Source organism: Rhodococcus sp. H29-C3, from assembly GCF_030063405.1.
Classification (GTDB): Bacteria; Actinomycetota; Actinomycetes; order Mycobacteriales; family Mycobacteriaceae; genus Rhodococcoides.
Genome location: NZ_JASITC010000001.1, coordinates 383,641 through 398,080, shown reverse-complemented (window position 1 = coordinate 398,080; position 14,440 = coordinate 383,641). Strand labels below are relative to the sequence as shown.

Here is a 14,440-nt window from a genome sequence, read left to right as displayed (position 1 = left end):
TCGCGTGGCAGGATGGGCTGCGGATCGGGCGATTCGCGCCGGTTGCATGGGGGTTCCTGTTGCCGACCGGTGTTTCTCGCGGCCAGGACGATATGACCGAGGCGAAAGAAGTGCATCGATGAGGAGTTTCGACAACAAGGTTGCCGTCGTCACCGGGGCCGGATCGGGGATCGGCCGCGCGCTCGCCCTCGACCTCGCGCACCGCGGAGCCAGGCTGGCGCTCTCGGACATCGACGGCGAAGCGTTGACGGATACGGTCGTGTTGTGCGAGAAGATCGGTGCACGAACAGTGTCCTACCAGTTGGACGTCTCCGACCGCGCGGCAATGTATTTTCATGCCGATGCGGTCGTCAGCGAATTCGGACGCGTCAACCTCGTGGTCAACAACGCAGGTGTCGCGCTCGGCGCGGATGTTCTGGATATGACCTGGGACGATTTCGAGTGGGTCATGAACATCGATTTCTGGGGAGTTGTCAACGGCTCCAAAGCATTTCTGCCGGCACTCATCGAGTCCGGCGACGGTCACCTGGTGAACGTGTCGAGCGTGTTCGGGTTGATGGGCATCCCCGGTCAGAGCGCATACAACTCGGCAAAGTTCGCGGTGCGCGGATTCACCGAGGCGCTGCGCCAGGAAATGAAAGTCGCCCGCCATCCCGTCGGTGTCAGCTGTGTCCATCCCGGCGGAATCAAGACGAATATCGTTGCCAACGCGCGAGGAATGGCAGATCTGGGAGATCGCGAGGACGTCGTGCGACGCTTCGAGCAGATCGCCGTCACCTCGCCCACACGTGCCGCCAAGGTGATCCTCGGCGGCGTCGAACGCAACAAGCCGCGGATCCTCATCGGCCCGGATGCGCGTCTGTTCGATCTGATCCCTCGCGTGGTGGGGCCACGGTATCAAGATATTTTGGCGCCGCTCAACAGGATTGGGCGAGCCGCCGGCGACAGGTTCGGGTCGAACAAGAGCTAGCTACAGCGAATCTCTTTTCAGAAGTCGCGTTCTATTCGTAGAGTTTCGATAGTCGTCGCCAAGCTGTCGTACTGCCCGACCAACAACAGAAATTCGATCAGCTGGCGTTCGTCGAACTCGCGTGCCAAGGCTGACCATGTTTCGTTCGACAGGTTCTTGGTGGCCAGTAGTTCGTCGGTCGCGGTGAGTATCGCTCGATAGCGATCGCCGAGACCGACCGCTGCCGGCCCTTCTTTCACTTGTGCAAGAAGAGTTTCGGTCACTCCGACGCGCCTGCCGATTCGGCGGTGATGGTCCATCTCGTACCCGCAGTCACGTACGTGTGCGACGCGGTTGATCACCACTTCCGTTTCCTTGCGTGAGATCCGGCCGCCGGGCATCAGCTTCCCGCTGTAGAACAACCAGCCCCGGAAGAGGCCGCGGGTGCGTCCCAAGGTACTGAAGAGATGCGCGTTGGGCGCGCCCGCAGCCTTCGACAGGACGCGCCACAACACCCAGTTGAGCGGGCCGAGATCCTTGAACGTTCCGGAGGCGATACGCGGTGAGCTCACGCCGTCGACGCTACCTGCGGATCTTTCCGTGTACCAGGCGTGAAACCGTTCTAGGACTGTCGCCAGTGATCGAACCGGTTCTTGATGTCGGATGCGACGTCGCCGATTCCGTTGCCCACGGCGTCTACGGCACCGGTCAACCCGCTGCCGAGATCGCGGATCGTACGGATCAGTGGATCCTCCGAAGTGTCGAAATTCTGCTTGTAGGTTTTGGCTGCACTCCGGAACTCGTCGCCGACTTTGGCGCCGTCATCCTGCGACCTTCGGGGGTATTCACCGCGGAGCACCGCCGCGTATTCGCCGCTGTCCACCCACTTCTTCAATTCGGCCGCGCGCAGTACCGAGAACGGGTGCGAGAGCAGTTCGATGTTGAGTAGTTTCAGCACGCCGTCGCGCAAATCCCCGCTGGCCTCGTACTCGGCGGCCTGTGCCAGAAATGCATCGATGTCGATCTCGGAGATCCTGGCTCCGCCTGCAAGTTTGAGTTGAACGCGCAGCGCGCTGTGAACGTCCTGGCCACACAGCAATCCGGCGCGATCCCCGGACAGCTCGGACTTGCGTTGCCATTCCATCAAACCGGCGATGATGGCACGCAGAGCCCACCCGCCGACCGGAATCCATCCGATTGTGCCCGCCAGTCGCATGAGGTGCATCAGGATGGTGCTATACACGGCATGACCGGACAGTGCGTGGCCGAGCTCGTGGCCGACGATGAAACGCTGCTCCTCGTAGGTCGTGATGTCGAGCAGGCCGGTCGTGAGCACGATGAACGGGCGATCCATGCCGATGGTGAACGCGTTGACCATCGGTGACTGCAGAACATACAGCTCCGGGGTCTCGTCGGCCCCGAGAATCTGCACGCAATCAGCGCGGAGATCGTCGAGATCGGTGAATTGCCGAGAGTCGACGCGCACCGACGTCGCCAGATACATCAATCGATGTTGCCGCTCCTGCAACAGGCCCGACAGAGTGCGTAGGACAGTATCGAATCCCTTGAGCGTTCGCAGGGTGACCAGTGCCGCCCGGTCGGACGGGTGCTCCCACGCGCGGGAGCTGATGTCGGGAAATTGAATTCGCGTGCGGTCCGGTGCGGCGGTCAAGATAGCTCTCCCAGCGTTCGATGCATGTCCGATTTCAACGTATCAGCAAAACGGACACGTCGGTCGGTATCTCGGCGGGCCGCTCTCCATCCTGCGAAAGCAACAGCCCGGCCGCCTCTTCCGGGTGGGTATACGGCCACCAATGCTCGGCGTCGACTTCGATGACCTGTAGGTGGGGTATCCAGCGCTCGAGTCCGTCGGCAAGGTCGGCGGAGAGAAACCGGTCGTGGAGTGGAACGACGACAGTGGTGGGCACCTCGCATTTCGGGTCGGGCCCGGAGAGTAGACGGCGGAGAATGTTCGCGCGATACAGCGCAATTCCGCGTTGTTGGTTCCGGCGCTTCGGTTCCGGGGCGTCCTCGCTGCCCAGCGAGACCATCATCGATGGTACGAACCTGCGAAGAACCGGGATGTGGAAACTCCAGATGTACCAGGACCGCACGAGTTGCGTCGCCATCGATGCCCACTGTGGGAGCGAAACTGCGCGGGCGCGAGATACCTCGCGGAGGTGGTCCAGGCTCGGCCCGGACACCGATACGAACGATGCGAAAGTCGAAGCAGCACGAGGTGTGGCCATTGTTTCCCACATCTGGACCGAACCCCAGTCGTGTGCGAACACGTGCAGGGGTCCACTCCGGTGGGGGATCGAATCGACCACGGCGAACGTATCCTCGGTCAAGCGAGCCAGGGCGTAGTTCCCGACAGAGTCCGGATCGTCGACGGTGGTGTCCCCGCCGCCGCGGGTGTCGTAGGCAACGATCCGCACGCGCTGGCCGAGCACACGGATCATCGGCTCGAAGATGCGATGATCGTCGGGATAGCCGTGAACGAGAAGCACGGTCGAGGCCGCCAGCGGATCTCCATACTCGTACACCGCGATACGAGCTCCGAGAGAATCGACTGTCCAGGTCCTCACACGGCCTCGATCCGGTTGTAGATGGACTCGCCTCGAAGTAGCCCGGCGATGAGCTGCAATCGCAACTCCTCTTGATCGGGCTGCGGATGCACGATCGCCGAGAGCGCTTCGCCGTCGAGTAGATGCACCACGGTGAAAATGACCGTATCGAGTTGCGCGGGTGGGATGGTGCCTGCGATCGGTAGCGTGCGAGCAAGCGCGGAAATCTGCTCGTGGTAGCGAACAGTGAAGGGAATCAATCGTTCTCGCAACTCGGCATCGCTCCGTGCCGCAATGAGAAGCTCGTACCAGGCGCCGTTTATCGGGGCTCGGCATGCCGCACGGAGCAGAATCAGACAGTGCTCGACGGACACCGTGCCGAAGCCCGCGAGACTGATTCGAAACTCGTCGAACTGCCGTCGCCGCACTTCGTCCGCAGCAGCGACGACAATGTCGAGGCGTGTAGGGAAATGCCGAAACAACGCGCCCGAGGACACCCCCGCACGGGAGACGATCTCGCTCACCGTCGTTGCAGCGTAACCGTTTTCGCACAGTGACTCGATCGTCGCATCGAGTAGCTTCCCGATCGTTTCGGTACGTCGTTCCTGCTGGGTTCTGCTCATACTCGCTCTCGTGGATGCGGGGCGGTGGTGGTGCCGGCGCGCAAGAAACTACCAGCGCGTTCGGATACGCCGAACCATGGCGCGAATTCACCCTCACGGTAGACGATCCGTCCGGCGATCAGCGTCGCGGTGACGGCGTGATCGTTTCGGTTGACCATCCGGCTCAACCCACCGAACTCGGGCATCGTCTCCTCGCGATAGGCGAGGACCTCGTCGTCGAGACCAGCCGGATCGATGACGACCACATCGGCGCGGTCGCCCACCCGCAGATGTCCTGCGTCGACGCCGTAGAAGTCGGCGAGCTCGCCACTGAGCTTGTGGACTGCATTTTCCACGGACATGAACGGCCGACGATCTTCGCGGGCGCCGTGCACGCGATGCAGCAACCGGATCCCGAAGTTGTAGAAGGCCATGTTCCGTAGGTGCGCCCCGGCGTCGGAGAACCCGACGGTGACGCCCGGCCTCGTGATGAGCTTGTCCATCTGCTTCCGTCGGTGATTGGCGATAGTGGTGTGCCAGCGCAGTTTGCGGCCATGCTCGACGACGAGATCGAGGAATGCATCGACCACGTGGATACCACGTTCGGCCGCGACCTCGACGATGTTCTTACCGACGACCGAGGCATCCGGGCATTCGGTGATCTGGGCATCGGCGAAGTCTCGGTGCCATACCCGTGAGCTGAACTTCTTCTCGAAGTCGGCGCGGAACCAGCGACGATAGGCCTCATCGGACAATAAGTCGTTGCGGCCCAACTCCTCTCGCAGATGTAGAGCTGCTCGGCCGGATCCGAACTCCTCGAAGACGACGAGGTCGATCCCATCGGAGTAGACGTCGAACGTGGTGGGCAGGTGTTGCCAGCGGAACTGTCCGCGCCCGGGCCCGTTCACCAGTTGTGCGAGCGGCCCGAAGATGTGGTGAATCCAGGGGGATGCTTTGGCATCGGCGGCAGCAAGAAGCGAGATTTTGAGTGGAGTTCGGCCCAGTCCCGTTGCGCTGCCGAGGAAGAAGAGCATGTCGTATTTGGTGTTGAGGTTGGGGATGCTCTGAAGCAGGCGGCCGCGTCGGCGCAGAATCTTGTGCAGTGCGCGGAATTCCTTCCAACGCGCGTACGAAGATGGCAGTGAACGTGAGCGGTATCGATCGCCGTCGAGCTTGTCCCAGGGGTTGGTCATGGTGGACATGCCGAGAAGCCCGGCGTCCAGGGCGGTATTCAGCGCAACGGCCATCGCCGAGAATTCTTCACGTGTCGGTTTCTGGCTGCGGTCGGTCGCTCGATCCAACCCCATCACGTGGGCACGCAGGTCGGAATGTCCCACCAGCGACGCGATGTTGGGCCCGAGGGGGAGTCTCTCGAGCGCGTCGATGTACTCGTTCGGGTTCGTCCACGTCTTGTGTGCATCGACGGCCTTCAGTACGTGCTCGCGCGGCTACGCCTCGACGCGACTGAAGAGGTCGGCGATGTCGACGGGAGTCGAGTACAACGTCGACAACGAGCAGTTTCCCAGCAGGACCGTGGTGACCCCGTGTCGAACCGACTCGGTGAGTCCCGGTCCCACCAGGACCTCCGCGTCGTAGTGGGTGTGTACGTCGACGAAACCCGGCATGACCCACTGGCCGGTCGCGTCGACGACCTCGGTGCTTGGACCGACGGTGAGAGGCTCAGAGGTGATCGCGCGCACGACACCGTCCGAGATGCCTACGTTGCGAACTACCCCCGGCCTGCCGCTGCCGTCGTAGACCGTCCCACCGGTTATCACTGTTTCGTAGGGCAGGCTCTCGTTCATGTGACCTCCATCACCATGGTTGCTGTAACCATAACTTAGAGAGTGAACGCTCGCAATGTTCGGCCGACTCACTGATCCCACCGTCAGTACGGGCCGAACCTCCGCGTTGGCATGGAGGTACCGATCAGATCGCCATGGCTGCGCGGACATCGGCTTCGGAATCGCTACCGCCCGCACCGGTGGACGTGATGCGCCCCGCCTCGAGAATGTAGTAGTTCTGGGCAGATTCGAGCGCAAAGCCGATGTGTTGTTCCACCAGCAACACTCCGAGCCCGCCGCGGCGGGTGAGATCGAGAATCGTTCGTTCGATCTCGGCGACGACGGATGGCTGAATGCCCTCGGTCGGTTCGTCGAGGATGAGCATCTTCGGCTCGGTGATGAGTGCACGGGCTATCGCCAACTGCTGACGTTGACCACCGGACAGAAGACCCGCACGCCTGGTGAGCAGTTCCTTCAATGCGGGGAACAGGTCGAGGGCCTCACCGATCAAAGCCTTACCCCGCGTGCGTCCGTCGGCGACGACCTGTAGGTTCTCGGCCGTGGTCAACTGGCCGAACGATTGCTGGCCCTGCGGGACATAGGCAAGACCGCGTGCGACGCGAGCGCTGGGGCGTAGCGAGCTGACGTCCTCACCATCGAAGAGGACCTTGCCCGAGTTGACCGCGAGCAGGCCGACGGCGGCTCGGAGCAGAGTCGTCTTGCCTGCACCGTTGTGGCCCATGACCGCGGCGACGCCGTCGGCGGGGACGGTGAGTGAGACTCCATGGACGACCTCGCTGCGGCCGTAACCGGTGCGCACATCGATGAGTTCAAGCATGCTTGCCTCCTGGTGTGGCGTCGGCGCTGTCCTGTGCAATCTGATCGAGTTCGCCGCCCGCGGCAGCGGTACCGAGGTAGACCTCTTGAACCTTGGGGTCGGCCTGTACCTCGGCGACGGTGCCTTCGGACAGGATGCGCCCAGCGGCAAGAACTGTCACCGACGTCGCGAAGGCTCGCATGAAGTCCATGTCGTGCTCGACGACGACGACGGTCCGTTCGCCGCCGATCCGGCGAAGCAATTCGCCGGTCTGCTCGCGTTCGTCATGGCTCATCCCGGCAACCGGCTCGTCGAGAAGCAGCACATCGGCGTTCTGTACCAACAGCATTCCGATTTCCAACCACTGCTTCTGACCGTGGGCAAGGATGCCCGCCGGCTTGTTTCGCTCCTCGGTCAGACCGATGGTCTCGAGCGCCTCCTCGATCTCGGGTGAGACGGCATTGCGGCGGCGCAGCATAGTCACGATCGAACGTCCAGCCCCGGCCGCGATGTCGAGGTTCTGCAGAACGGTGAGCTGTTCGAAGATACTGGCAGTCTGGAACGTTCGCCCGACGCCGAGTCTGGCTATCTGGTGCACCTTCTTACCGAGCAGTTCGACGCCGGACTTCGTGATCGACCCGGTTGCGGGTACGAGTCCGGTGATGGCGTCGATCAGGGTGGTCTTGCCTGCACCGTTGGGTCCGATGAGGAATCGCAGATCGCCCTGCATGAGCGTCAGGTCGACGTTGGTGTTGGCCTTGAATCCGTCGAAGCTCACGGTGAGGCCGCGTACTTCGAGGTACTGGCTCGACATTCCGGCGTTGCCACCGAACGTCGGCTGATGTTTGTCGAGGCGAATCATGTGACAAGCTCCTTCTCTTCGACATCGACCACGGCACCGGGGTCGTCTGCAGTTTTCTTACGACGCCGAAGAGCGAACAGGCCTGCGACGCCTGCAGGGAAGAACCCGACCACGACGATGAACAGCAGTCCTTGGGCGTAGGTCCAACCCGACGGAAATTGTTCCGACAGAGTTGTCTGCGCCCAGGCCACACCGAGTGCGCCGAGGACCGGTCCCAGCAGCGTGCTGCGTCCGCCGATCGCCACTCCGATGAGGAACGCAATGGAAGGAACGATGCCGACATCATTGGGGGAGACGATGCCGACGATCGGCACGAAGAGCGCCCCAGCGAGGCCGGCGAAGAATGCGGCACTCACATAGGCGACGATCTTCACATTGGCGGGGTCGTATCCCAGGAAGCGCACTCGTTCTTCCTGATCGCGGACCGCGACGAGCAGTTCCCCATAGCGGGAATACATGAGCTGTCGAGTTATGGCGACGACCGCCAGCAGTACACCCGCCGCGATGAAGAACAGCATCTGCTTGTTGGCCGGATCATTGAGATTGAACCCGAAGAACGTCCGGAATCTGTTGAGCCCGTTCGACCCGCCCGTGGTCTGCTGACCCACCAGCAGAATTGCGAATGCAGCTGCGAGAGCCTGGCTGAGGATCGCGAAGTACGCACCCTTGACACGTCGTTTGAAGACACCGAGGCCGAGAACGAGCGCGACGAGAGCCGGGATGAACAGAATTCCGAGAATCGTCACCAACGGCGAAGTGAACGGAACCCAATACGACGGCAGTTCGCGAATCCCGGCGATGGACATGAAATCCGGCACCGCGTCGCCGCGGAGTTCGGCGTCGGAGATCTTCAGATGCATGGCCATGATGTAAGCACCGAGACCGAAGAACACGCCCTGCCCGAGTGTGAGCATACCGCCACGGCCCCAGGCCAATCCGATGCCGACCGCAACGATCGCGTAGCAGATGAACTTGCCGAGAAGGTTGAGTCGGAACTCACTGAGAACGGCCGGTGCGACCGCGAACAGGAGGACGGCGGCGAGGGCGAATCCCAGCCACGCGCCACGCTTCTGGACGAAGGTGCTCATACCAAACTCCTTGTCTTGACCGCGAACAGACCCTGTGGGCGGGCCTGAAGGAAGAACACGATCAGCACGAACACGATGACCTTGGCGATCGAGGCAGTCGTGCTGTACTCGATGAACGAATTGAGGATGCCGAGCGCGAACGCTGCGATCACCGCTCCCTTGATCTGCCCGAGTCCGCCGACGACCACCACCAGGAATGCGTCGATCAGGTAGCTCTGCCCGACAGTGGAGCTCGTCGAACCGATGAGCGTCAACGCCACACCGGCGACACCGGCCAGGCCGGACCCGATGAAGAACGTCGAAATGTCGGTCCGACGGCTCGAGATGCCCGACGTCTCGGCAAGGTCCCGGTTCTGCACGACCGCGCGGATGCGTCGACCCATCGGTGTCTTCGCGAGGGCGAACGACAAAGTGAGAACACAGATCACGGCGAGAACCAGGATGAAGATGCGGGTCTTGGGAACGACAGCGCCGAGGATATCGATGCCACCGGACAACCAGCTCGGTGAGACTACGTTGACGGCGGGGGCGCCGAAAATATCGCGCGCACATTGCTGCAGGATGAGCCCGACACCGAATGTCACCAGCAGCGTGTCGAGCGGGCGGTGGTACATGCGGCGGATCAGAGTCACCTCGAGCAGGACGCCCATGGCGCCGCCGACGAAGAACCCGACGATCAGCGAGATGAACAGCGATGCACCACCGGTGGAGACGAGTTGCTGTACGACGTACGCGGTGTACGAACCGGCCATGATGAACTCACCATGGGCCATGTTGATGACACCCATCTGACCGAAGGTCAGCGAGAGTCCCAATGCGGCAAGCAGAAGAATCGAACCGATACTCAAGCCGGTGAAAAGCTGCCCGACTACGACATCCATGAGCGCTCCTTTTCAGTGCAGCTCCGCACAGATGAGTGGACATGCTTTCGCTAGCTGCATTTCCACTCATCTGCGCGAAGTGCCCGGGAATTAGTTGAGGTCGGACGCCCACTCGTAGGTCTCGAGGAACGGATCGGGTGCGATCGGCGCCGGGGATTCCCAGACGGTGTAGATCAGGCCGTCGGGGCGAACTTCGCCGATACGTGCAGTCTTCGAGATGTGGTGGTTGGCACCGTCGATGACGACCTCGCCCTCGGGGGCGGCAAAGCTGACGCCGTCCGCTGCGGCTTGAATGTCAGCGACGGCGAAGGAGTTTGCCTTCTCCACGGTGTTCTTCCACAGATACACCGAGGTGTAGGCGGCTTCCATCGGGTCGGAGGTGGGCTTGTCCGCGCCGTATTTCGCCTTGTAGTCGGCGACGAACTTCTTGTTCTCCGGGCTGTCGACAGTCTGGTAGTAGTTCCACGCCGTCAATTGGCCCTCGATGTTCTGCGCGCCGATACCGGCAACTTCTTCCTCGGCGATGGATACCGAGAGGACCGGCATGTCAGCAGCCTTGAGGCCCGCGTTGGTGTACTCGCGGAAGAAAGCGACATTGGAATCGCCGTTGAGGGTGTTGAACACGGCATCTGCGTCGGCGGAGCGGACCTTGTTCACGATCGTGGAGAAGTCCGTCGAACCGAGCGGGGTGTAGTCCTCACCCTTGATCTCGATGCCGTTGGCCGCCGCGTATCCCTTGATCTCACGGTTGGCGGTCTGCGGGAATACATAGTCACTACCGACCAGATACAGAGACTTGACGCCCTTTTCCTTGAGATAGTCGAGTGCGGGGACGATCTGCTGATTCGTGGTTGCACCGGTGTAGAAGATGTTGTCCGAGGATTCGAGGCCCTCGTACTGGACGGGATAGTAGAGCAGCGCGTCGTTGTCCTCGAACACCGGCAACATCGCCTTGCGGCTCGACGATGTCCAACCACCGAAAACAGCTGCGACACAGTTGCTGCTGATCAACTTCTCGGCTTTTTCGGCAAATACTGTGGGCTCGGACGCGCCGTCCTCGGCGACGACCTGTATCTGCTTGCCGTCGACTCCGCCTGCTGCGTTGATCTCTTCGACGGCCATGGCGATCGAATCACGCACCGTCACTTCACTGATCGCCATTGTTCCGGAGAGCGAGTTGAGCGAGCCGACCTTGATGGTGTCGCCGGATGTGTCCACGCAGGATTCGGCTGCTGCTGCGCCGTCCGCTGAGGTGGTATCACTGGCTTTGCTCCCGCAGGCGGTGAGCGCCAAACCGACCATGGCCAGAGCGACCGGAGCGACCAGTACACGTGTGGCCATTGTGCTCGAGGAAACTGCAGGCATCTTTGACGCCCTTTCGCTTGTATACGGAGTTGTATTCGCGATTGCAGACAGTAAAGGGGAAGTATTGCGCGAATATGTTGCCCGGTGACGGCATTATTTCGTCCGTTACGCCGCTGTTAACTTCTCGGCCCGTGGCTGATTCGTCCGAGAAGAGGGGTTCGGTGGTGTCGAACCCCGCAGAATTGGGTGTGCCTTGCCGCCCGGAAATGACAAGTAAGGTTGACATCTGATGACAAGTCTGCTTGACTTTCGTTATGGCCGACGCACTCAGGACCAATGCGGTGCGTGAACACCGAAAAGCGGCCCGGCTCACTCAGGCAGAGCTGGGTAGAGCATGTGGAGTCAGTAGACAGAGCATCGTCTCCGTCGAAGGAGGCGACTATGCCCCAAGCGTCTATTTGGCGCTCGAGCTGGCCGCAGCATTGAACACCACCGTCGAAACCCTTTTCGCGACAGGCGAAAAGCTTGCAGCACAACCGGATACATGAGGAGCGATGACCATGAGTACATCCATCACGGCAGGTCCGTTCATCAAGGCGATGCGGTGCGTCGGCGATCTCGACGATGAGTTCTACCACGACGAACGCCAGCGCGATGTGTGGAACGAGGCCTCTGCCATCGGCTTTCAGCTCTTCGCGTGGACGTCGCTGATCAGCGCCGCGGTGCTGCCGTGGGTGGCGGGCACAACCGGAGCCTGGATTGGTCTGGGCATCCTCGTCGTCTCGACACTGATCAACTTCGCCACCGCGGGCTACTCGGCCGCGCGCGGAGTCAATCTCTACACGGCGTCGAAGCTGGTTCGTGTTCGCGCGATCGTGATGGGAGTGCTCTTCGCAGTCGGATACGTCAGCGTACTGATGACCTTGCAGCCGGGCGTGTACTCGCAGGCCAGTTCATGGGCGGGTGGGCTTGTCGGCGCGATTGTCGGCGGCGGCGCTGTGGGAGCAGTGATCTGGTACATGCGCAAACGTAATGCCCGCTTCGAAAACGAAGAGATCGACGGCAGTTGACCGGCCGCGGAAATGCTCGACTACGGCAGCTCACCGAAGGTAACGTGCGGACCCATGAGCGCCGGTGAAGGACTGGAACAGATCGCTGACGGGGTGTGGGCGTTCCTGCGTCCGCCGGGCAGTTGGGGTCAGACGAACACCGGGCTGATCGTCGACCGGGGTGCGGCGTCGATGGTGGTCGACACTGTGTGGGACACCGGATGGGCGAAGCGTGTTGCATCGGCGACGACACTGTTGGTGACCGATGCGCCGATCACCGAGGTACTCAACACACATTCTGACGGCGACCACTGGTGGGGAAACGACACGGTGCCCGCCGAGGCACGAATAACCACCAGCGTTGCCTCCTTCGAAGCAATGAAGGAGGAATTGCCGCCCGCAGCCGTGACGGCGTTCGCGAGGCTCGGTAGGTTGGCCGGTCCGGTCCCCGGACCGATCGGCGACGTCGGAACTTACATGAACACAGTTCGTGGAGGAGCGCGGTTCCCACGAAAGCTGCCGAGGCTGCCGGATCACACGTTCGAAGTGACCGAGCGGATCGACGTCGGGGTACGTCAGGTGCAGCTGAGATACCTCGGTCCGGCACACACAGCGGGAGATCTGATTGCCCACGTACCGGACGCAGGTGTGGTGTTCGCAGGCGATCTGCTGTTCATCGGTTCGACCCCGATACTCTGGCACGGCCCGCTCACGAACTGGATGGATGCACTCGATCATCTGATTGCGCTCGATGCGGCGGTCTACGTTCCGGGTCACGGACCGATCTGCGGCCTCGACGAGGTGCGTAAGCTCCGCGCCTATTGGGCGTGGGTGGACGCGGCCGGACGCCAACATTTCGATGCGGGAGTCGAATCGGTGCATGCTGCCCGCAACATGATGGCTTCCCCGGAATTCGTGCCCTTCGCGAAGTGGGGCTCACCGGAAAGGCTGGTCCTGAGCATGTCCACGCTGTACCGACTGTGGGACGGCAAACCTGCGGCTCCGCCGACTCTCGTCCGCCGGGTTGCGGCTTTCGCTGCGGCGGGGGCGATGCTGCGCAGGGGGAAGTGAGCCCCGAGAAAGGGCCCAACCGGTGATCGTCATCGAACGCGATACGGCGAAACCGAGCTCTGATGCTCATCGACTTCGAGGTCTTTACCGAGCGGAGGGAACGCACGTTGCGGGCAGTTCGACCGCTCGCACACTCGGCAACCCGCGCCGATCGGGGTGGCCACAGCCGAACCATGTAGATCGAGCCCATCGGCGTAGACCAACCGAGTTGCATGCCGAAGCTCGCACCCCAAACCGATGGCGAACGTCTTGGTCGGCTGGCCGTAGCGCGCAGCCCGTCGCTCGACCGTGCGGGCAATCCACAGGTAGCTACGCCCGTCCGGCATCTCGGCGATCTGCGTCATGATCTTGCCCGGGTAGGCGAAGGTCTCGTACACATTCCACAGCGGGCAGGTACCGCCGCTGGAAGAAAAGTGAAAGCCGGTCGCCGACTGTCTCTTGGACATATTTCCGGCACGGTCGACACGGACGAAAGATAAAGGAACGCCACGAAGCTTGGGCCGTTGAAGCGTCGAAAGGCGGTGGCAGACAGTTTCGTAGCTGACCGAGAAGAAGGCCGACAATCGCTCGATGTCGTAGCGAAAATCCTCTGCCACATCATGGAACTGGCGATATGGAAGAACTGTGGCAGCAGCGAAATAATTGGCGAACCCGAGGATCGCGAGCTTCTTCGATTGTTCGCTCGTGAAACCGCCCTCCTCGACCATTTTGTCCAAAAGATCGGCGCATTCGAGGTAGGCCAATTCTGCGGCGTACTTGAAAACCTTCTGCCCACCCGAGAGGTGCGTGGAAATTTCCAGGACCCGAGTACGCGGATCGAACCGGTGCAGGACATTCTCGCCGAGATCGATTCGATGGACGATCTGAACTTCGTGAACAGTCTCGAGACGGCGGGCGATCTCTCCGCCGACGTCGGCGCGGTGGAATCGGATCCGTGACGTCAACTCCTCTGCGGCGGTATCCAACTCGTGCAAATAGTTCTGCCGTTGGTAGAAGTAGTCGCGGACTTCCTCGTACGGTTTACTGATCGAACCGCTGCCACTGCCGTCGCTGAATCGCTCGTCGGTAGCGGCCGCGAGCTGAGCCGTCGTATTGCGGTACCGGCGGTGCATGTTCACCATCGCCCGAGCCAACTGCGGATGAGATGAGACCATCTGCGCGATCTCGTGAGCGTCGGCAGCGATGCCCATGTCCTGATCCAGTGCAACCTCTCGAAGCTCGGCGACGAGTCTGGTGTCGTCCTCCGAGGAGAAGAAGGAGGTATCGACACCGAAAACCTCGGAAATGCGAAGCAGTACGGGCACTGTCAGTGGGCGGACGTCGTGTTCGATCTGGTTGAGGTAGCTCGCCGAGATCTCGAGCTGACCGGCCAGCGCGACTTGGCTCATCTTGCGCTCGGACCGAAGCTGCCGCAGCCGCACGCCGACGAACGTTTTGGACATGCGCCCAGGTTACGCCTGCGAAG

Annotated in this window: 14 protein-coding genes and 1 pseudogene; 4 read left to right on the top strand and 11 right to left on the bottom strand. The window is 61.6% G+C overall.

What is annotated here, in order from left to right; translation table 11 throughout:
* Positions 1 to 118 precede the first annotated feature (118 nt).
* Complete coding sequence (locus tag QMK32_RS01960; protein ID WP_269304692.1) at positions 119 to 970, top strand: SDR family NAD(P)-dependent oxidoreductase; 852 nt, start codon at positions 119 to 121, stop codon at positions 968 to 970.
* Between the two features lie 17 nt (positions 971 to 987).
* On the opposite strand, the gene QMK32_RS01955 is transcribed toward QMK32_RS01960, so the two are convergent.
* The 10 genes and pseudogenes from QMK32_RS01955 to urtA all read right to left on the bottom strand — a co-directional run bounded on the left by QMK32_RS01955 (position 988) and on the right by urtA (position 10,915).
* On the bottom strand, positions 988 to 1,521 hold the full coding sequence (locus QMK32_RS01955) for a carboxymuconolactone decarboxylase family protein (RefSeq protein WP_269304693.1): 534 nt from the start codon (positions 1,519 to 1,521) through the stop codon (positions 988 to 990).
* A gap of 50 nt (positions 1,522 to 1,571) precedes the next feature.
* Positions 1,572 to 2,621, bottom strand: a complete 1,050-nt coding sequence (locus QMK32_RS01950; RefSeq protein ID WP_283472638.1) for a M48 family metallopeptidase — start codon at positions 2,619 to 2,621, stop codon at positions 1,572 to 1,574.
* A 34-nt stretch (positions 2,622 to 2,655) separates the two neighbouring features.
* The gene (locus QMK32_RS01945; RefSeq protein ID WP_283472637.1) at positions 2,656 to 3,537 is read right to left on the bottom strand and encodes an alpha/beta fold hydrolase; all 882 of its coding nucleotides are present in this window, start codon (positions 3,535 to 3,537) and stop codon (positions 2,656 to 2,658) included.
* Entirely contained in the window at positions 3,534 to 4,139 is a 606-nt protein-coding gene (locus tag QMK32_RS01940) for a TetR/AcrR family transcriptional regulator (protein ID WP_283472635.1), read from the bottom strand. The genes QMK32_RS01945 and QMK32_RS01940 overlap by 4 nt, the downstream gene beginning before the upstream one ends.
* A pseudogene (locus QMK32_RS01935) lies at positions 4,136 to 5,923 on the bottom strand (N-acyl-D-amino-acid deacylase family protein). The gene QMK32_RS01940 and the pseudogene QMK32_RS01935 overlap by 4 nt, the downstream one beginning before the upstream one ends.
* A gap of 124 nt (positions 5,924 to 6,047) precedes the next feature.
* Entirely contained in the window at positions 6,048 to 6,740 is a 693-nt protein-coding gene (gene urtE / locus QMK32_RS01930) for an urea ABC transporter ATP-binding subunit UrtE (protein WP_269304704.1), read from the bottom strand.
* Entirely contained in the window at positions 6,733 to 7,581 is an 849-nt protein-coding gene (gene urtD, locus QMK32_RS01925) for an urea ABC transporter ATP-binding protein UrtD (protein WP_283472633.1), read from the bottom strand. Before urtD ends, urtE begins: the two co-directional genes overlap by 8 nt.
* Positions 7,578 to 8,669, bottom strand: coding sequence for an urea ABC transporter permease subunit UrtC (gene urtC / locus QMK32_RS01920; RefSeq protein WP_269304708.1), 1,092 nt, complete (start codon positions 8,667 to 8,669; stop codon positions 7,578 to 7,580). The genes urtD and urtC overlap by 4 nt, the downstream gene beginning before the upstream one ends.
* Positions 8,666 to 9,550 carry an urea ABC transporter permease subunit UrtB gene (urtB, locus tag QMK32_RS01915; protein ID WP_283472631.1) on the bottom strand — a complete coding sequence of 295 codons (885 nt, stop codon included), beginning with the start codon at positions 9,548 to 9,550 and terminating at the stop codon, positions 8,666 to 8,668. Before urtB ends, urtC begins: the two co-directional genes overlap by 4 nt.
* Positions 9,551 to 9,640: 90 nt before the next feature.
* Positions 9,641 to 10,915 carry an urea ABC transporter substrate-binding protein gene (gene urtA / locus QMK32_RS01910; RefSeq protein WP_283472629.1) on the bottom strand — a complete coding sequence of 425 codons (1,275 nt, stop codon included), beginning with the start codon at positions 10,913 to 10,915 and terminating at the stop codon, positions 9,641 to 9,643.
* Between the two features lie 254 nt (positions 10,916 to 11,169).
* Between urtA and QMK32_RS01905 the strand changes: the two genes are divergently transcribed.
* Genes QMK32_RS01905 through QMK32_RS01895 form a run of 3 tightly spaced genes read left to right on the top strand, consistent with a single transcriptional unit; the run spans position 11,170 to position 12,975 of the window.
* Positions 11,170 to 11,403: a helix-turn-helix transcriptional regulator gene (locus tag QMK32_RS01905; RefSeq protein ID WP_283472628.1), complete on the top strand. Its 234-nt coding sequence runs from the start codon at positions 11,170 to 11,172 to the stop codon at positions 11,401 to 11,403.
* A gap of 12 nt (positions 11,404 to 11,415) precedes the next feature.
* A complete protein-coding gene (locus tag QMK32_RS01900; protein ID WP_283472627.1) occupies positions 11,416 to 11,925 on the top strand; it encodes a DUF2029 domain-containing protein in 510 nt (169 codons plus the stop codon).
* 54 nt (positions 11,926 to 11,979) lie between these two features.
* A complete protein-coding gene (locus tag QMK32_RS01895) occupies positions 11,980 to 12,975 on the top strand; it encodes an MBL fold metallo-hydrolase (protein ID WP_283472626.1) in 996 nt (331 codons plus the stop codon).
* 29 nt (positions 12,976 to 13,004) lie between these two features.
* Here the strand turns inward: QMK32_RS01895 and ramB are convergent, their stop codons facing one another.
* Positions 13,005 to 14,417: an acetate metabolism transcriptional regulator RamB gene (gene ramB / locus QMK32_RS01890; protein ID WP_283472625.1), complete on the bottom strand. Its 1,413-nt coding sequence runs from the start codon at positions 14,415 to 14,417 to the stop codon at positions 13,005 to 13,007.
* Positions 14,418 to 14,440 lie beyond the last annotated feature (23 nt).

Bases quoted from the DNA above. Each gene is read 5' to 3' on its own strand.
- QMK32_RS01960 (WP_269304692.1), top strand. From the start codon at position 119: ATGAGGAGTTTCGACAACAAGGTTGCCGTCGTCACCGGGGCCGGATCG.
- QMK32_RS01940 (WP_283472635.1), bottom strand. From the start codon at position 4,139: ATGAGCAGAACCCAGCAGGAACGACGTACCGAAACGATCGGGAAGCTA.
- urtE (WP_269304704.1), bottom strand. From the start codon at position 6,740: ATGCTTGAACTCATCGATGTGCGCACCGGTTACGGCCGCAGCGAGGTC.
- urtD (WP_283472633.1), bottom strand. From the start codon at position 7,581: ATGATTCGCCTCGACAAACATCAGCCGACGTTCGGTGGCAACGCCGGA.
- urtC (WP_269304708.1), bottom strand. From the start codon at position 8,669: ATGAGCACCTTCGTCCAGAAGCGTGGCGCGTGGCTGGGATTCGCCCTC.
- urtB (WP_283472631.1), bottom strand. From the start codon at position 9,550: ATGGATGTCGTAGTCGGGCAGCTTTTCACCGGCTTGAGTATCGGTTCG.
- urtA (WP_283472629.1), bottom strand. From the start codon at position 10,915: ATGCCTGCAGTTTCCTCGAGCACAATGGCCACACGTGTACTGGTCGCT.
- QMK32_RS01905 (WP_283472628.1), top strand. From the start codon at position 11,170: ATGGCCGACGCACTCAGGACCAATGCGGTGCGTGAACACCGAAAAGCG.
- QMK32_RS01900 (WP_283472627.1), top strand. From the start codon at position 11,416: ATGAGTACATCCATCACGGCAGGTCCGTTCATCAAGGCGATGCGGTGC.
- QMK32_RS01895 (WP_283472626.1), top strand. From the start codon at position 11,980: ATGAGCGCCGGTGAAGGACTGGAACAGATCGCTGACGGGGTGTGGGCG.
- ramB (WP_283472625.1), bottom strand. From the start codon at position 14,417: ATGTCCAAAACGTTCGTCGGCGTGCGGCTGCGGCAGCTTCGGTCCGAG.